This is a genomic window from Nonomuraea sp. NPDC001699, assembly GCF_053596455.1.
Genome location: NZ_JBSFGF010000004.1, coordinates 301,478 through 323,416, shown reverse-complemented (window position 1 = coordinate 323,416; position 21,939 = coordinate 301,478). Strand labels below are relative to the sequence as shown.

22 protein-coding genes and 1 tRNA gene are annotated in these 21,939 nt (G+C 67.9%); 9 read left to right on the top strand and 14 right to left on the bottom strand.

Going from position 1 to position 21,939, the window contains the following annotated elements; translation table 11 throughout:
- Positions 1-25: 25 nt before the first annotated feature.
- Positions 26-430: a hypothetical protein gene (locus ACWCSU_RS14990; RefSeq protein ID WP_449935442.1), complete on the bottom strand. Its 405-nt coding sequence runs from the start codon at positions 428-430 to the stop codon at positions 26-28.
- Positions 431-532: 102 nt separating this feature from the next.
- Here ACWCSU_RS14990 and ACWCSU_RS14985 point away from each other — a divergent pair, with 102 nt between their 5' ends.
- The gene (locus ACWCSU_RS14985) at positions 533-1,027 is read left to right on the top strand and encodes a hypothetical protein (protein ID WP_449935441.1); all 495 of its coding nucleotides are present in this window, start codon (positions 533-535) and stop codon (positions 1,025-1,027) included.
- 850 nt (positions 1,028-1,877) lie between these two features.
- Positions 1,878-2,486: a hypothetical protein gene (locus ACWCSU_RS14980; RefSeq protein ID WP_449935438.1), complete on the top strand. Its 609-nt coding sequence runs from the start codon at positions 1,878-1,880 to the stop codon at positions 2,484-2,486.
- Positions 2,487-2,811: 325 nt separating this feature from the next.
- On the opposite strand, the gene ACWCSU_RS14975 is transcribed toward ACWCSU_RS14980, so the two are convergent.
- From ACWCSU_RS14975 to ACWCSU_RS14960, 4 genes are all read right to left on the bottom strand, one after another.
- The gene (locus tag ACWCSU_RS14975) at positions 2,812-3,573 is read right to left on the bottom strand and encodes a hypothetical protein (protein ID WP_449935436.1); all 762 of its coding nucleotides are present in this window, start codon (positions 3,571-3,573) and stop codon (positions 2,812-2,814) included.
- Between the two features lie 99 nt (positions 3,574-3,672).
- Complete coding sequence (locus ACWCSU_RS14970) at positions 3,673-4,560, bottom strand: hypothetical protein (RefSeq protein WP_449935434.1); 888 nt, start codon at positions 4,558-4,560, stop codon at positions 3,673-3,675.
- Positions 4,557-5,138 carry an RNA polymerase sigma factor gene (locus ACWCSU_RS14965; protein WP_357706281.1) on the bottom strand — a complete coding sequence of 194 codons (582 nt, stop codon included), beginning with the start codon at positions 5,136-5,138 and terminating at the stop codon, positions 4,557-4,559. The genes ACWCSU_RS14970 and ACWCSU_RS14965 overlap by 4 nt, the downstream gene beginning before the upstream one ends.
- Positions 5,139-5,270: 132 nt before the next feature.
- On the bottom strand, positions 5,271-6,473 hold the full coding sequence (locus ACWCSU_RS14960; protein WP_449935432.1) for a helix-turn-helix domain-containing protein: 1,203 nt from the start codon (positions 6,471-6,473) through the stop codon (positions 5,271-5,273).
- 235 nt (positions 6,474-6,708) lie between these two features.
- Here ACWCSU_RS14960 and ACWCSU_RS14955 point away from each other — a divergent pair, with 235 nt between their 5' ends.
- Together ACWCSU_RS14955 and ACWCSU_RS14950 are read left to right on the top strand one after the other, a co-directional pair.
- A complete protein-coding gene (locus ACWCSU_RS14955) occupies positions 6,709-8,193 on the top strand; it encodes a serine hydrolase domain-containing protein (protein ID WP_449935429.1) in 1,485 nt (494 codons plus the stop codon).
- 42 nt (positions 8,194-8,235) lie between these two features.
- Positions 8,236-9,417, top strand: coding sequence for a serine hydrolase domain-containing protein (locus ACWCSU_RS14950; protein ID WP_449935426.1), 1,182 nt, complete (start codon positions 8,236-8,238; stop codon positions 9,415-9,417).
- A 376-nt stretch (positions 9,418-9,793) separates the two neighbouring features.
- Here the strand turns inward: ACWCSU_RS14950 and ACWCSU_RS14945 are convergent, their stop codons facing one another.
- The 3 genes from ACWCSU_RS14945 to ACWCSU_RS14935 form a co-directional block, all read right to left on the bottom strand.
- Positions 9,794-10,081 (bottom strand): hypothetical protein, encoded by a 288-nt coding sequence (locus tag ACWCSU_RS14945; protein ID WP_449935425.1) that lies wholly within the window; start codon positions 10,079-10,081, stop codon positions 9,794-9,796.
- 921 nt (positions 10,082-11,002) lie between these two features.
- Positions 11,003-11,485: a carboxymuconolactone decarboxylase family protein gene (locus ACWCSU_RS14940; RefSeq protein ID WP_357710743.1), complete on the bottom strand. Its 483-nt coding sequence runs from the start codon at positions 11,483-11,485 to the stop codon at positions 11,003-11,005.
- A gap of 52 nt (positions 11,486-11,537) precedes the next feature.
- Positions 11,538-12,008 carry a carboxymuconolactone decarboxylase family protein gene (locus ACWCSU_RS14935; protein WP_449935424.1) on the bottom strand — a complete coding sequence of 157 codons (471 nt, stop codon included), beginning with the start codon at positions 12,006-12,008 and terminating at the stop codon, positions 11,538-11,540.
- A 191-nt stretch (positions 12,009-12,199) separates the two neighbouring features.
- Between ACWCSU_RS14935 and ACWCSU_RS14930 the strand changes: the two genes are divergently transcribed.
- The 3 genes from ACWCSU_RS14930 (at position 12,200) to ACWCSU_RS14920 (ending at position 14,474) form a co-directional block, all read left to right on the top strand.
- Positions 12,200-12,871: a phosphotransferase gene (locus tag ACWCSU_RS14930; protein ID WP_449935421.1), complete on the top strand. Its 672-nt coding sequence runs from the start codon at positions 12,200-12,202 to the stop codon at positions 12,869-12,871.
- Between the two features lie 217 nt (positions 12,872-13,088).
- The gene (locus ACWCSU_RS14925) at positions 13,089-13,850 is read left to right on the top strand and encodes a hypothetical protein (protein WP_449935418.1); all 762 of its coding nucleotides are present in this window, start codon (positions 13,089-13,091) and stop codon (positions 13,848-13,850) included.
- Positions 13,851-13,892: 42 nt separating this feature from the next.
- Positions 13,893-14,474: a DinB family protein gene (locus ACWCSU_RS14920; RefSeq protein WP_449935416.1), complete on the top strand. Its 582-nt coding sequence runs from the start codon at positions 13,893-13,895 to the stop codon at positions 14,472-14,474.
- 45 nt (positions 14,475-14,519) lie between these two features.
- Here the strand turns inward: ACWCSU_RS14920 and ACWCSU_RS14915 are convergent, their stop codons facing one another.
- The 3 genes from ACWCSU_RS14915 to ACWCSU_RS14905 form a co-directional block, all read right to left on the bottom strand.
- On the bottom strand, positions 14,520-14,804 hold the full coding sequence (locus tag ACWCSU_RS14915) for a hypothetical protein (protein ID WP_449935415.1): 285 nt from the start codon (positions 14,802-14,804) through the stop codon (positions 14,520-14,522).
- A 465-nt stretch (positions 14,805-15,269) separates the two neighbouring features.
- Positions 15,270-15,351, bottom strand: a tRNA-Tyr gene (locus ACWCSU_RS14910).
- 87 nt (positions 15,352-15,438) lie between these two features.
- Positions 15,439-16,119 (bottom strand): sulfotransferase family protein, encoded by a 681-nt coding sequence (locus tag ACWCSU_RS14905; RefSeq protein WP_449935413.1) that lies wholly within the window; start codon positions 16,117-16,119, stop codon positions 15,439-15,441.
- Between the two features lie 219 nt (positions 16,120-16,338).
- On the opposite strand from ACWCSU_RS14905, the gene ACWCSU_RS14900 reads away from it, so the two are divergent.
- Together ACWCSU_RS14900 and ACWCSU_RS14895 are read left to right on the top strand one after the other, a co-directional pair.
- Positions 16,339-16,839, top strand: a complete 501-nt coding sequence (locus tag ACWCSU_RS14900; protein WP_357692229.1) for a YajQ family cyclic di-GMP-binding protein — start codon at positions 16,339-16,341, stop codon at positions 16,837-16,839.
- Between the two features lie 101 nt (positions 16,840-16,940).
- Complete coding sequence (locus ACWCSU_RS14895) at positions 16,941-17,411, top strand: NUDIX hydrolase (protein WP_357692231.1); 471 nt, start codon at positions 16,941-16,943, stop codon at positions 17,409-17,411.
- Between the two features lie 236 nt (positions 17,412-17,647).
- Here the strand turns inward: ACWCSU_RS14895 and htpX are convergent, their stop codons facing one another.
- The 3 genes from htpX to ACWCSU_RS14880 all read right to left on the bottom strand — a co-directional run bounded on the left by htpX (position 17,648) and on the right by ACWCSU_RS14880 (position 21,851).
- Entirely contained in the window at positions 17,648-18,499 is an 852-nt protein-coding gene (htpX, locus tag ACWCSU_RS14890; RefSeq protein ID WP_357692233.1) for a zinc metalloprotease HtpX, read from the bottom strand.
- Between the two features lie 176 nt (positions 18,500-18,675).
- A complete protein-coding gene (locus ACWCSU_RS14885) occupies positions 18,676-20,226 on the bottom strand; it encodes an NADH-quinone oxidoreductase subunit N (RefSeq protein ID WP_357692235.1) in 1,551 nt (516 codons plus the stop codon).
- Positions 20,223-21,851 carry a complex I subunit 4 family protein gene (locus tag ACWCSU_RS14880; RefSeq protein ID WP_449935409.1) on the bottom strand — a complete coding sequence of 543 codons (1,629 nt, stop codon included), beginning with the start codon at positions 21,849-21,851 and terminating at the stop codon, positions 20,223-20,225. The genes ACWCSU_RS14885 and ACWCSU_RS14880 overlap by 4 nt, the downstream gene beginning before the upstream one ends.
- Positions 21,852-21,939 lie beyond the last annotated feature (88 nt).

The window sequence follows — 21,939 nt, the reverse complement described above, 5'->3', positions numbered from 1 at the left end:
ATCGGGCCTCGGCTCTGCGACGTCATCATGTTCGTTGTGCCCGCTCCTCCAGCCGCCGGAGCCGGCGGTTGTACTGGCCAACGTGCGACCGCACTGCCCGGTCGATCAATCGGACTTGCGGATCTGAAGCATGCTCGTAGAGCTCGATCTCGAACGGATCGCCGTCGTACTCGATCAGTTGGGCCAGAGCTTCGCGGTCCCGCTCAACCGAACCACGGTCGCGGACAAGTTTGCGCCACGCACAAGCGCTCGCCATGGCTGTGTCCACCCCATCACCGCAATCGCCCGTATCGCTCGCGTGGAACCACGACAGCCGTTCGACCTGCATCACGTGAGCTCGCGCCTCCTGTCCGATCACCCCGTTCGCCGTCCACGCGCGCACGAGGACGAAGGACTGTCGAATGAGAAGCAGATCGCCTTCATGGCGCATCGTCCTGCCGCTGAGCTGCGGATAGACAGTCTGGCGCGAAGATGATGTCGCTGATCATTCTGGGCATGTTCCGGAACACGCTCCCACGACGATACTGGTCCCGTGGAACTCTCGGCAGAACTGCGCGCGTATCTTGTTGAGCTTCGGGGTGACCTGCTCTGCCGACGACTCGTCGGTCGTGTCGCAGACGCAGGTTGGATGGCCTGCGATCTGATCGGAGCCGGAGTCGACACACCCAGCACCATCGAACTAGCCGGATATGCCCTCTCCATCGGCTCCCTTTCGGAGATCGAACCGCTGCTTCGCCAGGTGCTCTCCGAATGTGGAATGCCCCCCTTGGATACCCGGCAGGAACCGTGGAATGTCGCGTTCGAAGTCTCACTAGCCATGCAGGAAGGCACGCTGCCCATTTCGGCTGGTGCCGATTTCCTGATCATCGAACTCTCACCTCGATGCGGCCACCCTCCCGAGATCACAGAGCTCATGATTCTCATCGATGATTGGGAAGCCTTACGAAGCACGCCGCCAACTGATGATGAGCTCCGATGCCAAGCTGGAGAAATCGCGAAAGCGGCGCGACTACGACGCATGAAATGAAAGAGAGCAGGCTCTGGTCCCCTGACTGTCGCCAATCGTCATGTCAGTTGGAGGGTTTCGGTACACGATCTCTGGACCCGTTGGGCATCACGTTCACGCCCCCATCCGCCATGTCTCGACGTCTACGCGTGGGTTCGGAGCAGAGCCCCGAGGTCTTCGAGCGATTCATCGACGGCTACGTCAACGTGGACAAGCATCGTTCGCCCAGGGTGGCTCCCAAACCAGATCCACTCCGCGGGGGTTCACCCAGAGCCGGCGGCAGTGGTCCGGCGTCTGCTTTGATCACGGTAATGGAACCAGCCGCGGCACCCTATGAGCCGATGACTCCGGCGCACCTGGCAGTAGAGCATGGCGACCTGAGGGAGCTGACCCGGTTGCTCGACGCCGATACCGACCCGAATGAGGTGTGCTCCAACACGACACTGCTCTTGCATGCGATCGACGTGGAGGCGGACGGAGCAGCCCAGACCGGAGAGCCACTCGATGCTGCATGCACCGCCGTGCTCCTGGCATATGGGGCGGATCCTGAACGCCCGGGCCCCGATGGGGACATCCCGCTGCTCTTCGCCCTCCATTACCGTCATGGGCTGGCTGTTCGGCTACTTGAGGCCCACATCACCCGTCGTCACGGTGGCACGGCGCCTGTCCCCTGCCCTGTGCTTCCTCCAGATGAACCGCTGACGCGCCCCCAGTCCTAACGAGTTCTACGCACTGCCCGCCACAACCGCGCTCCGCCATCGGGCTTGCAGTTCCGACGATGCGGGCCGTAACTTGCCCCGAGCCGTCGAAACGATCTGTCAGAGGGGCACCCACCATGGCCTTGGCATGGCATGGCATCGACCTTGCTCTCGTGGACACTGTGATCAACCTGGCGAGAAGCCCATGGAGCCGCGAGGCACTCGATCAAACTTGGCAACCGACCGGATGGCCACTCCCGGAAGGCGGCTCTCTCGCCAAGCACATCCTCGACGATGAAGAGTGGCCCATAGTGCCCGCGGGAGAGTGGAACGTCGGTGTCATCACCAACGGCAAGAGCACTCGGGTAAGAGGATTCTCCGTGGGCTTCGCCCTCTTTTACGAGCCCGACGATATCTGGGATCCCGACCCAGACCCGGACCTGAGCGAGTTTCCCCAGCACGTCCCATCGGATATCTGGCGGATCGATCGCACCGCCGACCGGGCCCGGTTCAAGGGCGTCTGGGAAGACGGGCACAGGACTGTCGCACGACGCTTGGGCGCACCGACTGTGATCGATGACGGCTGGGACGACGAGTCGGAATGGCAACATGCGGTCTGGCGGCTGGGCGCACGTCTTCTCATAGTGGCCCAAGGCGACGACATCACGACGTACAGCCTCTACGACGAGGCTTCGCTCCAGGTGATCGACTATCCGGATGACAGGCCCATTCCAACGGGCTGGGATCTCCACGGCCTTCTCCTGGGCTCCAACCTGGAATGAGGCCAGGCCGCACGCCCGGACGGCGGGCTTACGACGGCGCCGCGCCGCCGTTCGATCTTCATGAGGCCGGTTCGGCAATGGGCCCCGCCGATCAGGCCGTGTCGGCGGCGAGCTGCATCACAGAGGCATCGGCAGTGCCGTCGAAGTCGGCCTCGACCACGCGTAACAGCGACAGGTCCAATGAGCAGCCCTTCGCTTCAGAGCTGTCGACCTGGCCCTGCTCAAGAGCGGGGTGTGGCGCCCGAGCGGCTCGCCTATCCGTGGAACACGGATTTTCCGGCGTAGGAGCCTGCAGCCATCGGCTCAGACCGCCGTGGGTACTGGCTCAGTAGCGATGGTCAGGCCAGTGGGGGTCCTCCCAGCGGGCGGAGCCGGCGAGGCCGAGCAGTCGAATGCGATGGAGCAGCTCTACGGGGGCGTTCTGGCTGCGGAGGCGGGCGGGGGCGGTGCGGATCAGCCAGGCCGTCAACTCGATACGCGTCTCTTCCTCGTGCTCCTGGGTTTCCCAGGGGAGTCGGTCTCCCAGCAAGTCGTATTCCCAGTGCGCCACCGCCTTGGCCAGGTGGTGGTCGGCCACGCTGGACGTCTGCGCTTCCCAGACGTCCAGCCAGGGGCTGAGTGTGGCAGAGGCTTCGTGACACAGTGCGAGAACTTCGTACACGGGCACAACCGGATCCGGGTCGATGAGAGTGCGGGCCCACCAGGCGTTCAGGAATTCCCGGACCGCTGCAACCTGCTCGCCAGGCCACTGCTGCCACTGGCCACGGGCAAGCGAACGTCCGACCTCATCCATACCGAAAAGCGGCTCGACGAGACCGCCGACGAGAGCCCTCGACAACTGAGGCAGAACACGGCGCAACACGGATCCATGGTCGTTCCAATCGATGGGCCGCCAAGCGCGGTGCAGAAGATCAAGCTCTAGCTCCACGTCCGGCACCTTCAACTGCGCGAGCTCTTCCGCACTCCCCCAGTGACACTCGCAGTTGTACTCATCAGGACGTGCGGTCATGCCTTGGAAGGTGACGACCATGCGGTTCAACGCGGCGTCGAGACGGAGACGCGCGGACGCCTGATCAAGGTTCGTCATGGACGTTCGCCTTCAGAGACTCCGGAAGATCGCCACTCTAGCCAACTCCGCGCCGGCGGTGAAGAAGACAGAATCGGCGTCGTCAGCGGGTGGCCACTGTCAGTCGAGCTCGACGGAGCCGCCAGTGGCCGGCGTGTTCAGCTGCGCGCTCGTCCGGCCGGTGAGCTCCTCGAGCGAGACGCTGCGCCGCGACCCGTCCTGGAGGATTGTCGTGACGCCCGTGACGCCGCCCCGGCCTGAGGCGTTCTCGCGCTCCTCCGTCGTCGGCGCGTCCGGCCACCAGGCCGCGAAGTAGCCGCCGGTGACGGTCGCGGTGACGGTGCCTTTCGCCTCCGTGGCGAGCTGGAGGCCCACCACACCGGCACCGACCCTGCCGGTCACCGTACGCACGCTCTCCTCACTCGAACTCGTGGCCGCGCCGAGGGCCGCCCGTGCCGACCCCGCGGGAACCGGCGGAAGCGGCTTCGCGCCGGGGCCCGGCGTGCTGCCGTGCATGCCGACGAGGTCGCCGTCGCGGAGCAGGCAGGTGATCTCGGCGAGGTGGCTGCTGTCATCGTTGACGTAGACGAGCGTCCATGGCCCACGCCCCTCGGTCACCACGGGCCGGAAGTCGAGCTTGCGTCCAGTCGTGCGCTCGGCGGTGTCCTGGGCGTTGTCGAGGCACTTCTCCTGGGCCTCGGCGGCCCGGTCACTGCTCACCGTGTGCGGCGTCGCGGTCCACGCTGCCATCGCCGTGCCACCGCCGAACACGCCGGGCAGCAGCAACGCCGCCGCGATGCCGGCAGCCACCCCTCCGCTCACCATGGCGAGCCGCCCGGCAGTGAGCACGCGAGGGCTGCTGGTCGTCGGTGCGTGCGCACTCATCGGGTCGGCGGCCACCACCCGGGCCAGCAGGGCACGAGCCTGCGGGTCGGTGCCGGTGTCCAGGTCGGCCGGGGTGACAGCGGGGTCGAGGTCGCGCAGGGTGCGGTCGAGGATGTCGTTCATCGCGTGCTCCGAGAGTCGACGGTGGCGGTCGCCACGAGCTGGGTTTCTGTGGTGGGAGCCGCGTCGGCGTGGCGGCGCAGGGCACGCCGGGCCCGGGTGAGCCGAAGCCGGAACGCAACGGGAGAAATACCGAGCACCCGCGCGGCATGCGGGGCTGTGAGTCCATCCCACACGGCCAAGGCGAGCGCCTCCTGGTGGAGCGGACTGAGCCGCCGCCACGCCTGGACGAGGTCGAGCCGGCGCGCCACCAGTTCGGGGTCCAGCCCGGCCACCGCGGCGCCGGTCAGCTGCCCGTCGGCGATGCGGACGGCGAGCGCCTGCCGCCGCCGATCAGCCCGCAACCCGTTGCGGAGAGTGCGGTGCGCGACGCCGAACAGCCAAGCCCGCGCCTCATCCGCCGCCGGCGGCACGTCGTCCAGACGCCGCCAGGCGACGAGGAACACGTCGGCGACCACGTCCTCGGCGTGAGAGGGGTGGACGCGACGCTCGACGAACCGCAGCAATGCGGCATACGTCTGCTCGTAGAGCCGGCCGAAGCGCTGGGTGCGCTCCGGCGGCTCAGTATCAGTGACGTTCATGCCTGGGTCATGTCCGGCAGGCCCGCAGGTGTGTCGCGAACCGTCACGACGAGGCGTCGGACACTGCCTCCCCCGAGCTCTCGCCGGTGAGATCGCGCGCCGCCCCGCCGCCACCCGGGTCGGAACAGCGCCCTACTTGGTCAGGGATTCGGCGACGAGGCGCCAGATGTCCGCGGCCAGGTCCATGTTGCCGCTCTGCTGGGCCTGCTCGGCGAGCTTGCGCAGCCCGGCGAGCGCCGTGTCCTGCTCGCCCTCCAGGAGCAGGACGCGGTTGCGCAGGACGTCGAGCCGCATCCGCTCCTGGTAGGTGAGCAGGTCGTCGAAGCCGGTCAGCCGGTCCAGGACCGTACGGGCCTCGTCGAGGTCGCCGGCGAGGACGGCGATCCGGGCGCGCACGGCCAGCAGTTGCTGCTCGATGGCCGGGGCGCCCGCGAACGGCAACGCGGCCTGGACTTCTGTGACACGCCGCCGGGCGGACTCGATTCTGGGCGGATCGGCCCTGAGGTCGAGCCGGGCCGCGCCGAGGCGCAGGCGCATCCAGATCGTCAGGTCGTCACGGCCGTTGAAGCCGTCGATGGCCTGGTCCATCAGTTCCGCGCCGGTTTCGAGGTCGCCCTGGCGGACCCGGATGTTGGCCACGGTCCACACGGCTTGGGCCCGCAACGCTCCCGAAACCTGGTCCGCCAGCGTGAGCAGTTCGTCGGCATGCCGGGCGGCGTCGGGGAGTCGCCCGGCCTCGGCCAGCGCCGACACCAGGGCCAGCAGCGCGGAGGCCCGCACGCGGGCGGGCAGCGCTTCGCGTTCGGCCAGCTCGTAGGCGTGTGTTGCGGCATCGACGGCGCCGACGATCTCTCCGGTGCTGCGCATGCAGCGCGACAGTGCGGCCAGCACTCTGGACTGCAGCTCGGGTAGCCCGATCTGCGCGCTGAGCGTGGCCAGCTCGTCGAGGCATGTCCGCTGCTCGGCGTACTCCTGACGCCACTGACGCCATTCGGCGACTTGCCAGAGGGCCTGCCAGCGCAGCAGGGGGTCCTCCCCGCCGGAGGTTTTCAGGGCGTCGCTGAGGGTTTGGCCGCCTTCGTCCTGGCTCAGGCCGGTGGCCAGGGTCAGGCTCTGGGCCAGGGAGGTGGCGGTGAACTGGGTGAGTGCGGTGGGGCTGATGCCGAGCTGCGTGGCCAGGTGCTTGATGGCCCGTTCGGTGGGCTGACGCGCCCCTGATTCCAGCCGGGACAGGTATCCGGTGGACATGCCCTCGCCCGCGAGGGCTGCGAGCGTCAGGCCGCGTTCGGTCCTCAGTTGCCTCAGTCGGCGGCCGAAGACTGGTTGTTCGAGCATGTCCGAACTCCCGGGTAGCGGTTGACGTCGTCCGACGTCTTGAGGGTCAAGCCAGAGGCTAACTCACTTGCCTCCCTTCAGACAAGTTCTTGCCACACGCCGATGCCGCTCACCAACAACTCTGGCAATTCATCTTGGCAACTACTTGCCAAGATTGTGGCAACGGCCGTAACGTTCCTGTCGTCGCCAACGGACCTCGTCGCCGACAAGCCGGAAGCCCCGAAGGAGCACCGCCATGTCCCTCGCCCTCACCGACCAGGACCAGCTCACCCTGCGCACCGCCGCCTGGGGCGCCGTCTCGCTGATGTCCGCCGCCGGTGCCGCCGGTTCGGCGCACAAGGCCGCCGCCGAGGGCTCCGTCGCCCTGACGTCCGCGACCGGCCCTGTCGGGCACGTGCTGGCCAAGGCGCCCAAGGGCGTGAAGTACGGCAAGACCGTGGCCGAACTCGCCGACCAGGTGCTGCCTGCTCTGAACGCCTCCATGAGCCTGCTCAGGAAGCAGGCCCCGGCCGAGGCCGACAACTTCCGCCGCACCGTCCTGGTCGCCGTCGAAGCGGCCACCCACGGGAGGCCCAGCCCCACCATGACCGAGATGGCCCGCAAGATCAGCGCAGCCCTCGCAGCGAACACTGCGGCCGGGCAGGATCGCCCGGAACTGCAGAAGCTCATCCAGGAGTTCGTGGACTCCGGCATCACCGGAATGCAGTTGCGGGTGAACGACGAGCGCGGCGAGTGGGTCGGCACCGCGGGGGTGCGCGAGCTGGGCTCGTCGGAGAAGCCGCCGGCGGACGGACGGTTCCGGGTCGGGAGCTCCACCAAGACGTTCATCGCAACTGTGGTGCTGCAGCTCGTGGCCGAGGGCAAGATCGGGCTGGACAGCCCGGTGGACGGCTACCTGCCCGAGTTCGCGCTGGACGAGCGGATCACCGTACGGATGCTGCTGCAGCACACCAGCGGGATCTTCAACCACACCGGCGAGTACTACGAGGACGGGACGTTCGCGCCGGGAATCGCATGGTCGGGCAAGGAATGGGTGGACGGCCGGTTCCGCACCTACCAGCCCGAAGAGCTGGTCCGGCTGGCGCTGTCCAAGCCGGCACGCTTCGAGCCAGGCACCGACTGGAGCTACTCCAACACCAACTACGTGCTGGCCAGGCTGCTGATCGAGCGGGTCACGGGCCGCTCGTTCGCCGAGGAGCTGCAGCGGCTGATCCTCAGCCCGCTGGAGCTGACGGGCACCGAGGCGCCGGGCATCTCGACGGAGATCACCGGCCCGCACGCCCACAGCTACTACCGGTACGAGGACGGCGGCCGGGAGCACACGGTGGACGTCACCAGCCAGAATCCTTCGTGGATCTCCGCCGGCGGCGACATGATCTCGACCACCCAGGACCTGCACACGTTCTTCGCCGCGCTGAACGGCGGCCGGCTGCTGCCCGCCGAGCTACTGACCGAGATGCGCAAGCCGGACCCGAAGATCGGCTACGGCCTCGGGATCTTCGAGCAGGACCTGGGCGGGAACGGCGGCACCGTCTATCACCACAACGGCGGCATGGCGGGCTCCGCGGCGCTGATGTACAGCACGCCCGACGGCGGCAAGACGATGACGGCCTCGGTGACCTACGTGGACGACGCCGACCTGTCCAAGGCGGTGGCGTTCCAGCAGGCGACACAGCGGCTCATCGACGAGGTGTTCCGCGACGGCCGGACCACGAGCTGAGAACAGCGACCAAGAGCCCAGAACCCCAGAAACGAGGAAACCATGAACACGACGATCAGCCGGCGCACGGCCGTCGCGGCGCTCGCAACGGCGGTGCTGGCGGGGGCCGCCACCCCCGCCATGGCCACCTCCACCGGGCCGGATCGCCCGGAGCTGCGCAAGGCGATGAACGCCTTCGTCGACGCCGGCTTCACCGGGATCCAGCTACGCGTGCGCGATCAGCAGGGCGACTGGGCCGCCGGCGCCGGGGCGCGCGAGCTGGGATCGGCCGCCAAGCCCCCGACCAACGGGAGCTTCTGGACGGGCAGCATCATCAAGACCTTCACCGCGACCATGGTGTTGCAACTGGTGGCAGAGGGCAGGATCGAGCTGGACAGGCCCGCCGCCGACTACCTGCCCGGCTACGGGCTGGACGAGCGGATCACGGTACGGATGCTGCTGCGCCACACCAGCGGGATCTTCAACTACACCGGCGAGTACAAGCCCGACGGGACAATGGACGAACCGGGGATCCCCGCCAACGGAGACGGATGGGTGCCCAACCGGTTCAAGAGCTACAAGCCCGAGGAACTGGTACGGCTGGCGCTGTCCAAGAAGCCGCGCTTCGAACCCGGGACGCAGTGGAGCTACTCCAACACCAACTACACGGTGGCGCTGCTGATGATCGAAAAGATCACCGGCCACTCCTACGCCACCGAGCTGAAGCGGCGCATCACCGGCCCGCTCGGACTGCGGGACACCCTCGCGGGAGGCAACCGCACGACGGCACTGCCCGGGCCACACGCCCACGGCTACTACCAGTACAAGGACAAGGTGATCGACCTCTCCCACCAGAACCTGTCCCTGCTGACCGGCGCCGGCGACCTGATCTCCACCACGCAGGACCTGACCACGTTCTTCTCCGCACTGAACGGCGGCCGGCTCCTGCCCGCCGAGCTGCTGGCCGAGATGCGCACGGCGATCCCCACGCCGCTCCCCAAGCAGGACTACGGCCTCGGCATATGGGCGCAGGACCTGGGCCCCGGCTGCGGCACCGTCTACCAGCACAACGGCAGCCCACCGCACGGCTACGGGGCGCTGATGTACAGCTCGCCCGACGGCAGCAAGACCCTGACCGCCTCGGTGACCTGGCTGGATTCGGCCACCAGAGGCCCGGCGAAGGACTTCCTGACGCTTGTGGACGCCCTCGTCAAGCAGGAGTTCTGCGACACGCCGGCCGGATAGGCCTGTTCTGCCGTCTGAGGAGCGAGCGGCCGCAGCGGCGCCGGGGAAGAGGACGGCGGCGGCGAGGTGCCAGAGGAGGCTGGAGACGGCCGGACATGAAGCAAGAGGCCCGTCACCGCGTTTCCGCTGGTGACGGGCCTCTTCCCACTGGTGTGGCAGGTGCTGTTCGGCCCGTACGACGTGGCCGGCGTGCGGCACCCGGCCCAGTGTGACGCCGCCGTACAGCGGCCTGCCGCTTGTCCGCCGCCCGGGCATCCGGCCTGGGAGCCGGCCCCGGACGACAGCAGCACGGGCCGCCACGCCGACGTGTCCAAGCCAACCTGCCACCCCGCGGCGCCACACTGCCGTGCTCCCGCCCCGTCACCGGCCCTGACCGCTACGCGGCGCCTCCGGCGTCCTTCGGGGCAGCGCCGCCCACGTCGCTCTCCGATGACCGGCTGACGGATTTGCGCCACGCCCGGTGCCGCGTCCGACCGGCAGCTACACACAGCAACCCGAACACTTGAAGGCTGACGTAGACGAACAGGAATCTGTAGGCATTCGGCCACACGCGCCCGTCGTTGACAGCGAACACGAAGAAGAAGCCGGCAGCACCCCAGCCCAAGCTGATCAGAACAAGCGCCCGACCGGCGCGGTACCAGGCAGATCGGCGATACGCGTCCACAGCGCGAACTGTCCCACGAACACATCACCCCAACAAGACCGCCTCCGGCGGGTACCTCTCGCTCTGGACGCGGTGCCCCATTCGACACTCCGACCCGGCGAGCCCGTCAGCCTCCGCAAGCAGGGCTGCCACCTCCCACCGCACGGCTGGCGACGACTCACTCTCGACGGCTCGCGCCTGCCCGCCGACGAAACGGCCCTCTACCCCCAGCGCTGCACCGACCCAGCCGAACGCCGCCGTCTGCTGCACGGCGTCAACGGGATACGGCTGGTGCCGTTGTCGAGCCTGCCCTGGCCCCACGGCCTGTTCACATGCGCGCACGCACCCGCCGCCAAACGCCTGGCCCGCGGCTCCCCCGCGACAAGCACAGCGACAGCGCGCGATTGGCGCGAGACCCTCACCCCAGCCGAGGCCGACAGGCTCACTCCGGACGACGAGCGCTGGCTCGACAGCTTCGTATTCGACCCCGTCAACTGGGACGATGGCCACGACGGGATCACCAACGACCAGCACCGCCTGTGCACGCTGCGCGCCGCCGGAGTCCTCACCTGCCCCGTGGACGGCCGGCACGTCCCCGACGCCCCCTACTCCCGGCCCGGTGCCCGCCCACGAGCACGCCCGGCAGACCGTCACCGGATTCTGGCACCGCTACCTGACCAAGCGGCTGCGCCGCCGGGGGCTGGCCGACCTCGCCACCCGCATCATGCTGCCGTGGCCCACCGGCCGCCGCTTCCTCTTGGCTCCCTCATCGATAGCGACCAGAAACCCGACACCCACACTCGGCCCACTCTGCCGCCGCTCGACTCGGGGGAGGCGGACCGACGGACCGTCAGATCCGTCGGCGATCGCGCCTCAACTGCGCGGTTCCGCGTTGCGCAGGCCGGGAAAGCCGCGCACCGGGCTGGCGACGGTGGGCGCCGATCAGTTGGCCATGTCGGCGAACATGCCGGGCTCGTAGGAACCACCAGGCTTGCGCACGATCACGTTGAGCCGGTTGTTGGCGTTGATCATGGCAACCAGGGTGACCAGTGCGACGATCTGGTCGTCGTCGTAATGCCTGCGCACCTCGGCCCAGGTCTCATCCGACACGCCGCGGTGATCGTCGGCGATCCGGGTGCCCTCCTCGGCGAGCGCCAACGCGGCCCGCTCGGCCTCGGTGAACACCGTCGACTCACGCCAGGCGGCGACCAGATGGATGCGGGTCGCACTCTCACCGGCGACCGTGGCGTCCTTGGTGTGATAGTCGACGCAAAAGCCGCAACCGTTGATCTGGCTGGCGCGCAACATCACCAGATCCTGGGTGGCCTTGGGCAGCGGCGACTTCTCCACCAGCACAGCGACGTTGTAGATCCGCTTTGCGATCTTGGCGCCGAGCTCGTTGGCCAACAGGTCGAAACGTTCCATGACTGAGTCCTTGCTCGCGGGGTTGTCTGTCATTCGGATGGGATGCGGATCGTCACTTGGTGGGCTGATAGGAGCCGCCCCGCTGCCGGTTCATGACGGCGAAGCGGTTGGTGGCGTTGATGAGGGCGATGAACGCCACCAGCGCGGCGAGCTGGTCGTCGTCGTAGTACTTGGCGGCGTCGGCCCAGACCTCGTCGGTGATGCCACCGGCGCCGTCGGCGATGCGGGTGCCCTGCTCGGTCAGCTCCAGTGCGGCACGCTCGGCGTCGGTGAACACCGTCGACTCGCGCCAGACGGCGACCAGGTTCAGCCGCGCGATGGTCTCACCAGCGTGTGCGGCGTTCTTGCCGTGAACGTCGGTGGCATAGCCGTCGCCGTTGATCTGACTGGCGCGCAGCATCACCAGGTTCTGCGTCGTGGCCGGCAGCGCCGACTCCTGAATCAGCACCGGGGCCGCCGCGCCGTAGTGCCCCAGGGCCTTGGCGACGACCGGGCTGGCGAAGAGGTTCAGGCGGCTTTCCATGGAATTGCTCCTTGCTGCTGTTGTCGGCTCGGCCATGAGATGCCGGAGGTCCGAGTTCTGTGACACCGCCACTCATGTGACTTACGTCATACAGACCTTGAACCTCCATTGAACTCACATGCGATCACTGCACTACTGAGCAGACGTCAAGATCTGCGGCCACCACCGACCCAAGGAGCGACAGAGCCACGATGAGCAGCGACGATCCAGCCCGCCGTAGCGGCCGCGAAGCGCAGCGCCGCCGTACCCGCAAGGCGATCGTGGACGCGGCGGTCCACCTGAGCGCCGGCGGAACGACACCGTCCATCGACGAGCTCGCGGCCGCCGCCGACGTGCCCCGCCGCACGGTGTACATGTACTTCCCGAGCCTGGACATCCTCAGCCGCGTCTCCGAACGCATCAACGCGGCGTCCGTCCTCACCGATGAGGATCGAGACTTCCTGCTGACACGGCGACACGAGCTGCAATGCGCGTACGACGAGCTGGCCTTCCCTCTCACGCCGTGCGCAGTTCATGGGGACGCGCACAACGAGAATCTCATCCGAACCGTCGACGAAAGGGTTCTGCTCATCGACTTCGAGCGCTTCGCGTTCGGCCCACCGGAGACGGACCTCGCTGTCACGGCCATCGAGCACACCGTCGGCTGGGGAACGCGCACCGAATATGACCGGTTCGCGGAGCGGTACGGATTCGATGTTCTGGCCTGGGAAGGCTACCCCGTGCTCAGAGACATCAATGAGCCGAAAATGACGACCTGGCTCATGCAGAACGTCGACGAAGACGCGGCCATAGCCCGGGAGTTCCGCAATCGCATGAACTCGCTACGGAATCCCGACGTACCTCGCCGCTGGCGTGCTTTCTAAGGTCGATGTCCTGGGCCGGGAGATGACCGCCCTGCAGGAGCACAGTACGGGTGCCACCTGCTCGAAAATTAAGGTCGGTGTCTGCGGCTCACGTGCCGTATCCGACATGTTGTGACGGCTGTCAGTCGCAGGGACGGAATACCCCTCTCCAACAGCCACAGCTCTCATCGCTCAAGATCACCGATAGGGTGTGCCAGAAGCAAAAGGAGCCTCTGACGTGTCACCTTCCGCCCCGTTAGCCTGGCTGGCGGCACTCGCCGCTGCGGCCTACCCTACCTGGGACACCTGGAAGCCCAGGTTCGACTGGTCCTCCCTGTTCACGGCCGCCGGCGTGCCCGAGGAGTACTACGCGAAGGAGCACTTCGGGGGCTTCACCGAGGGCGTAGTGAGCTGCGTACGTCCGTACGACGCGGTAGACCACTCGCCGTTCCTACCGCTGCGCGACGACCTCGCCACCCTCACCGAACTCGCGACGACCTGGGCCGTGCCCCTGCTGGCCGTGCTGGTCGCCCTGATGCGGCGGCATTCGGCGACGGCGGGACCGCGTGCTGCCTGGGTGCTTGCCCTGATCGCGCTCGCCCGGCCGCTCTCGGCCGACTACCAGGGGGACAGCATCTGCTCGGGCTCACTGCACATGTTCACCCCGGACTGGTTCGAAGCCCTGTCCGGCGGCTGGGGACTCTGGGAGTTGTGCCTGCTGGCGGCTGCCCTGCTGGTGCTGCTCGCATCGAACTCCCCGGCGCTGCCGATCTCTGGGCGGCGCGCGTTGACGACCGTCATGGACGCCCTGGTGGTGTACGGGCTGGTGGGCCTCGCCCCGCTCCTCACCGGGGACGAATCCCTGCGCGCCGGCCTGCTGTACCGACTCCAGTTCGACGGCCTCCGCGATGCCCCTGCCCGGCTGCTGGTGCTCGTGCTGCCGCTCGGTTACCTCCTGTGGAGATACGGCCGGCCACCTCGCCACGGGTACGACAGCTAATGCGGTGACCATGAACGTTCACCGGGTGGACAACGCACCGGCTTGACCGCGCCCACGTTGATCCACGCGGTTGCCGATCTCGTTGTTGTATGGTCTGACGTCGGCAAATATCGCGGGGAGGGCAAGGCCGTGGAGCGCGAAACACTGGTCGGTTACCTGGACTCGCAGCGCAAGCACGTCCTGGGCATCCTGGACGGCCTTGGCGAGGAGCAACTACGCCAGGTGGTGCTGCCGTCCGGTTGGTCGCCCCGCGACCTGGTGCACCATTTGACCTGGTCCGAGGCGCTTTGGTTTCGCGGCGCGATGACCGCCGATCGCCAGGTCATCGACACGCTCGTGGTCGGCGAGTTCGGTTGGAAGGTCCCCGAGGAGTTCTCCGGTGCGGACGTGCTCGCGCGGTATCGACGGACGATCGAGCAGTCGAACATGGTCATCGGGGCGACGGCGATCGATGCCGTGCCGGCCTGGTGGCCGACGAAGATGTTCGGTTCGGGGCCATGGCGGCTGGAGTCTTTGCGCGAAGTGCTGATGCACGTGATCGTCGACACTGCGACGCACGCCGGACAGCTCGACGCGGTCCGGGAGCTGATCGACGGACGGCAGTGGCTGGTCAACGACGACTGACCGGCCGCAGGTCACTGAACCCGGTGAACGTTAGCGGTCACCGCACTAATCGCTCTCCGACGAATACTTCCGGGCGACGACGGCGTTGAACTCCGCCACCAAACCATCGCCCGCGTACGCATTCAGGTCCGCTTGCAGGTCTCGGATGTACCGGAGATAGCGCTCCGACTTGAGCGGCCCGGCGAGGTCGATGGCCTCCAGCGCGACGGCCGCGGCCTGCGACGGGTCGCCCATGTGCACGTAGCTCGCCGCCTGGACCAGCCGGTCGAAGGCCAGGGTCCGCACGTACATCGGATCGCAGAGCCCGACCTCCTGACCGACGAACTCCATCGCCCGGAACGGCTTGCGGAGGTCGCGGTAACATGCCCCTGAGCCGCCGCGACCGGCGGAAGTGCCGGGTACCGAGCAACTACGCTTCGACGCCGGAGGATGTCGTCTGGTGCTGCCAGTTCATCGTGACCGCCTCGCTCAGGCTGTCCGCCGCCGAAGCCCAGCTCCATGACCCTTACCAGGGCACACAGACCTGGAAGAGAATCGCCACGCGCCCCTCGCCCGGCGCTGAACTCGTTGGGACGAAGAGTGAGTACGCCGCTGCCCCGCGCCGCCACAGACCTCACGCTGAGCGAGGCGACGCCCGCAGGCACATCCAAGGCCGCGGCCCGCCAGCCATGATCGCTAGGGAATGCATAGGGAACGATCAACCGTAGAGCGCCGGTGTCAGCCGTGGATGGCCGGACACAAAGCGAGAGGCCCGCCACCGCGTTTCCGCTGGTGACGGGCCTCTTCCCGCTGGTGTGGCAGGTGCAAGGTTCGAACTTGCGTAGGCTGAGCCGACGGTTTTACAGACCGCTCCCTTTGGCCACTCGGGCAACCTGCCGTGCCATCCGCTCTCGCGGCGACAGACAGAAGAATAGCGGACTTCCGAGGTGTACGTGACACCAGTTTGTCCCTAGCCGGATCGTGGTCATCGGCTGCGCCGGAACAGCAGGCGTCCCATCCCGCGTGCGTGCTGGTCGAAGCCTGCCGCGTCGTTGGTTCTGGGGAAGGGTTCGTTCGGGACGGGTACGTCCAGGAAGTCGCAGAGCGGCTGCCAGCCCTGGGCCACTTCGAACACCAGCAGCCGGTCCGGGGGGATGGTGGCTTTGACCTCTTCCACGTGTTCTTTGAAGATTTTCAGGGCGAGTTCGGTGTCGGGGATGCCGCCGCCGAAGACGCGTTCGCTCACGACCAGCCGGGTCATCCGGATGAATGCGGCGAAGTCCGTGTCGAGGAGGCGGGAGATCGTGCCCATCGTCCGGCCCGACCAGGTGCGGGCGCGGGCGGACCGTTTGAAGATGGTGGCGTTCATGCTGGCCAGCCAGCGTTCGGGGTCGCGGACGGTGAGGATGACCTTGGCGTCCTTGTAGTGGTGGGCGAGTTCGCGCCAGTACGCGGCGGCCGGCCAGTCGACGCAGGAGTCGTAGCCAGACATGAGGGTGTCCCAGGTGACGGGGCGGCCCTCGGCGAGGTCCAGCCAGCGGCGGATGTGGACGGGATTCTGGAGCACTTCCGTCATGTGATGACATGGGCCGAAGCCCAGACGTTCCAACGCGGTCTTCGTGGACAGCGTTCCTGTACGGCCGAAGCCGGCTCCGATGACTCGCATGATCCCTACCAATACGATCGGAAACTGCGAAATGTGGGCCCACAGGCATGATCCGCCGCCGAGGGCCCGGCAGCAAGCCGTGTCCGGGGAACGTGGACTGCACGGCGCGCCGATGCTGGCTAGGCTCGTTCGCTGGGTCCGCGCATTTGGCGTACGACGGAGCGGTTTCGCGTACGGCGGAGAGGCGGGATCCCGAATAACGCTTTCACAGCCGAGAGGATGGGTGTTTTGGCCGATTCATCTTTCGACATCGTCAGCAAGATCGACCGCCAGGAGGTCGACAACGCGCTGAACCAGACGGTCAAGGAGATCGGACACCGCTTCGACTTCAAGGGCACCGGGGCGAGCATCAGCTGGTCCGGGCAGGACAACATCGAGATCAAGGCGAACAGCGAGGAGCGCGCGAATGCCGCACTCGACGTGTTCAAGGAGAAGGTGGTCAAGCGCGGGCTCTCGCTGAAGATTCTCGAGGCGGGCGAGCCCCGGCTGTCGGGCAAGGAATACCGCATGCTGGTCACCCTCAAGGAGGGCATCGACCAGGAGAATGCCAAGAAGATCTCCAAGCTGATCCGCGACGAGGGTCCCAAGGGGATCAAGGCGCAGATCCAGGGCGAGGAGCTGCGGGTCAGCTCGAAGAAGAAGGACGATCTGCAGGACGTCATTTCTCTACTCAAGGGCAAGGATCTGGACATCGCTCTTCAATTCGTGAACTACCGCTAACGGGCCGGCATCCGGGGCACATGGTGGCGTACGCGCCTTCTTGTGCCTCGGGCCTGCGTTCTCGTGGGACGGGTGGGTCCGGCATCGTAAGCTCGACAACCGTGACGAAGATCCCCCTGCGCCGCTTCACGGCACGCGTCCTGCCCCTCGACGCAGAAGACCGGGTGCTGCTGCTGCACGGCTTTGATCCGCAACGGCCGGACGAGCCGTTCTGGTTCACCATCGGCGGCGCGACCGAGGCCGGGGAGGAGCTTCAGCAGGCCGCCGCGCGCGAACTGTACGAGGAGGTCGGGATGCGGCGGGAGGCGGAGGAGTTCGCCGGTCCGTACGGGACGAGCACGATCGAGTTCTTCTGGTCCGAGTACGCGATCACGCAGGACCAGACCTTCTTCGCGATCCGGGTGCACGACGCCGCCGTCTCCTTCGATCACATGGAGCAGATCGAGAAGGAGACGACGACCGGGCATCGGTGGTGGAGCGCGGAGGAACTGGAGAACACCGGGGAGACCTTCTTCCCCGAGGACCTGCCGGCCATCCTGAGGAAGGTCACGGCGGCCGGCGAGCTCGGGTAACAGCCGAGCGGTGAGGCCCGCCGAGCCGTACGCGAGCCCTCGCTGCCTTCCGAGACAGGGCCGGAAGGCCCTGATCGATTGCGGCACGGCCGGTGGAGAGCGGATGGCGAAGCTCTGACAGGAAGGCCGGATTCGGGGCTCTCGGTCGATTTCAGCAGCCCTGGCGCAGTCGCGACGGATTCGCCTCCTCAGCCTCACCCGACCAGGAACGCCCTCGGTCCATCTGATCGGGAAGGTCAGCGGCGGTAGCCGGCCATGCGCTCCAGCCTTGCCACCCGCTCCGACGTGGGCGGGTGGGTCGAGAAGAGGCGGCCGAAGCCGGATCCGCTGAACGGGTTCGCGATCATCATGTGCGAAGCCGAGGTCAGGCGGCTGTTCTCGGGAAGCGGCAACCTGCGCGCGCCCATCTCGATCTTGCGAAGCGCCGAGGCCAGGGCCAGCGGGTCACCCGTGAGCCTCGCGCCCGATTCGTCAGCCTGGAACTCTCTCGTCCGTGAGATCGCCATCTGGACCATCCCGGCCGCCACCGGCCCGAGGATCATCATCAGCAGGGCGCCCACGAAGCCGGGGCCCTCGTCGTCGTCGGAACCGCCGAAGAAGACGGCGACGTAGCTCAGCCACGTGATCATCGTGGCCAGCGCGCCGGCCACGGACGAGACAAGGATGTCCCGGTTGTACACGTGCGACAGCTCGTGCCCGATCACGCCGCGCAACTCGGACTCGTCGAGCAGCTGGGTCAGGCCGTACGTGACGCACACGGCGGCCTTACGTGGGCTGCGTCCGGTGGCGAACGCGTTGGGCTGGACCGTCGGGGAGATGTACAGGCGCGGCATCGGCTGGCGGGCCTCGGTGGAGAGCTCGCGGACGATCCGGTAGAGCGTGGGGTGCTCGACCTCGCTGACCGGCCTGGCCCGCATGGCCGACAGCGCGATGCGGTCGGAGAAGAAGTAGGCGACGCCGTTGCTCAGCAGGGCCAGTACCAGCGCGATCTGCAGGCCGGTGCCACCGCCGAGCCACGCGCCCACCACGATGATGAACGCCGACAGACCTCCCAGGAGGATGGCGGTACGCAGACCGTTGTGGTGCAAGGTCTCCCCCCTTCGTGGTCCGGGTTTCACCTCGTCCAACGACGATGACCCGGGTTATCGTTCCCCGGCGTGCTCAGCTGCGGGCGGAGCGCGACTTACCCCCTGTTCCGGGGGAAGCAGGGCGGGTTGCGGCCCGGCTGCCCCGCAGTGCGAACAGCCGGTGGACCCGCCCACGGTCAGCTCGTGGCCGATAACGAGGTCAGGTCGAGGACGAGCTGGGGAGCGACCGAGAAGAGGATCGCCACGGCCAGGGCCAGGCCGACGGCGAGCCACGCCGCCGGGGACGGGCTACGGAGGCGCCTCTCTCCTGAAGGGGTGAAGAGGCGGGACGCCCATACGGCGTAGTAGTAGAGGCCGATCACGGTGTTGACGGCCATGACCAGCGCGAGCCAGCCCAGGCCGCCCTCGACGATCGTCCGGAACACGAAGACCTTGGCGAAGAGGCCGGCCAGCCCCGGCGGCAGCCCTGCCAGGCAGACCAGGCAGAACGCGAGCGCGATCCCGGCGGCCGGGCTGCGCAGGACCAGGCCGCGGTAGTCGTCGAGCTCATTGCGTGGGGAAGTTCTGGAGACGAGCAGGACGACGGCGAAGGCGCCGAGGTTCATGGCCGCGTAGATGACCAGGTACGCGACGGACGTGCCGGTCGCGGCCTGGGACGTGGCCGCCGTGGCGGCGATCGCCAGCGGGGCCAGGACGTAGCCGGACTGCGCGACCGAGGACCAGGCCAGCATGCGGACGGCCGAACGCTGGCGCATGGCGAGCAGGTTGCCCACGGTCATGGTCAGCGCCGAGATGACCGCGATCACCGGCCCCCAGGTGGACGACTGCCCGGCCAGGGCGGTGACCAGGATCAGGATGAGCCCCGCGAACCCGGCCGCCTTGGAGATGACCGAGAGCAGGGCCGCCACCGGGATGGGCGCGCCCTGGTAGACGTCCGCCGCCCAGGAGTGGAACGGCACTGCGGCGATCTTGAACGCGAACCCGGCCGCCACGAGGACGACGCCCACCGTGACGACCGCGGGCAGCCCGTGGGCCGTCTCCAACGCCGTGGAGTACGTGCCCGCCGCCGCTCCCGGCGCCGGGGCCCGGCCGCTCAGGACGGCCGCCAGACGGGAGAGGTAGACCGTCCCGGAGATGCCGTAGAGGAGGGAGACGCCGAACAGCATGATGGCCGTGGACACGACCGACACGACGAAGAGCTTGACCGCGGCCTCGGAGGCGCGGCCGTCGTAACGTTTGAGCGCGGTGAGGGCGAACACCGGGAGCGAGACCAGTTCGAGCGCCACCACGAGCATGACCAGGTCGCGGGAGGCGGGCAGGGTCACCGCGCCGACGAGGGTGCCGAGCAGCAGGAAGTACCACTCGCCGGCCGGGATGCCGCCGCCGGCCAGCTCCGCCATCGACATCAGCACGACCACCAGGGCCGCGACGAGCACCAGCCCCGCGAACGCCGTCGTGAACCGGTCGGCGACGAACGAGCACAATGAGCCCGCCTCGCCGGCCGCGAGCTCCGGCGGGACGCAGAACGTGGCCCGGGACGTACCGCTCACGGCCTGCGCGATCACGAACCCGAGGGCCGCGGTCACCCCCGCCAGAGTCACCAGCCCGAGTGCGGTCCGTGTGCGCGCCGACGACGGCAGGAACGCGTCGAGCAGCAGCACGAGCCCGGCCACCACCGCCAGCGCCAGCGGCGGCGCGATCACGAAGTAGTCGATCTGCTGAGTCATGACAGGGCTCCCAGCAGCGTCTGCACGGCCGGCGTGGTGAGTGAGAGCAGGAGGCCGGGCCAGAGCCCGAAGAGCAGGATCAGGACCACCAGCGGGGTCCACGCCGCCAGCTCGTAGGACCGGATGTCATCGATGCCCTGCTGGACGTTCTCGGCTTCGAGCGTCGTGGTCGGCTGCCCCGCGAGCGACTCGTCCGAGCCGAGGGGCGCCACCGGACGTTCGTCGGGCGTCTCGCCGGCCGGCTGCCGCGCATGCCCCGACGGGCGGCCGTGGGTGACGCGGGACAGCATGAGCACGAAGTACGCGGCCGTCAGGACCGCCCCCAAGCCACCGATCACCATGTACGTCAGGAAGAGCGGACGCGGCAGGCCGCTCGCCGGCTGGAACGCCCCGAACAGCGCCAGCATCTCCCCCCAGAACCCGGCCAGACCGGGCAGCCCGAGCGAGGCGATCGCGGCGAAGGTGAGCACCGATCCCAGGCGCGGCATCGTGGCCAGCAGGCCGCCGCCGAGGCTCGGCATGTCGGCCGTGTGGTAGCGGTCCTTGATCGCGCCGGCCAGGAAGAACAGCAGGCCGGTGATCAGGCCGTGGGCGACGTTCGCGAACAGGGCGCCGTTGACGCCGACCGGGGTCAGGGTGGCGAAGCCGAGCAGGACGAAGCCCATGTGCCCCACGGACGAGTAGGCGATCATGCGTTTGAGGTCACGCTGCGCCAGACAGGCCAGAGCGCCGTAGATGACGCCGACCACGGCGAACGCCCCCAGCCAGGGCGCAACCGCGATCGCCCCCTCGGGGAGGACGGGGATGGCGATCCTGGCGAAACCGTACGTGCCCATCTTCAGCAGCACGCCGGCCAGCAGCACCGAGCCGACGGTCGGGGCCTCTGTGTGGGCGTCGGGCAGCCAGGTGTGCAGGGGCCACATCGGCGTCTTGACCGCCAGGCCCACACCGATCGCCACGAACGCCAGGATCTGCACGGACCTGGACATCCCCGCGCCGTGGGACGCGGCCAGTTCGGCCAGGTCGAGCGTGCCGGTCTGGGCCCAGACGAGCAGCAGGCCGAGGAGCATCACGACCGAGCCGAGCAGCGTGTAGAGGATGAACTTGATCGACGCCGCCCGGCGCCCCGCCCCGCCCCAGATGCCGATCAGGAAGTACATCGGGATCAGCACGATCTCGAAGAAGACGAAGAAGAGCAGCAGGTCGAGGGCGAGGAACGTGCCGATCATGCCGACTTCGAGCACCAGCAGCGTGAACACGAGCGCCCGCGGCCTGTTTCCCAGGAAGCGGCTCGGCGTGCGGGCCCGCCCCCAGGAGAGGTAGCCGAAGCAGAGGAACGTCAGCAGCGCGGTCAGGACGATCAGCGGCAGCGAGATGCCGTCGACGCCCAGATGGAAGCGCAGCCCCAGGCCGGGGATCCACGGCTGGTCGACCGTGAACTGCAGGCGCGTCGGACGTCCGTGATCGAACGTGGCGGTCATGACCAGGGCCAGCGCCAGCGTGATGCCCGAGAGGATCAGGCCGTACGTGCGCAGGGCCGGGCGGAGCGCGCCGGGGGCGAGGAGGAGCAGGAGCGCGCCGAGCAGCGGCACGGCGAGCAGTGCGACCGGCAGCCAGCCCGTCATGAGATCACCACCGTCCCGCGCGGGTGCGCACTCGTGCCCGGATGGTCGTGGCTCGTCGTGTGGGCCGCTCTGATGCGGCTGGGGGCCG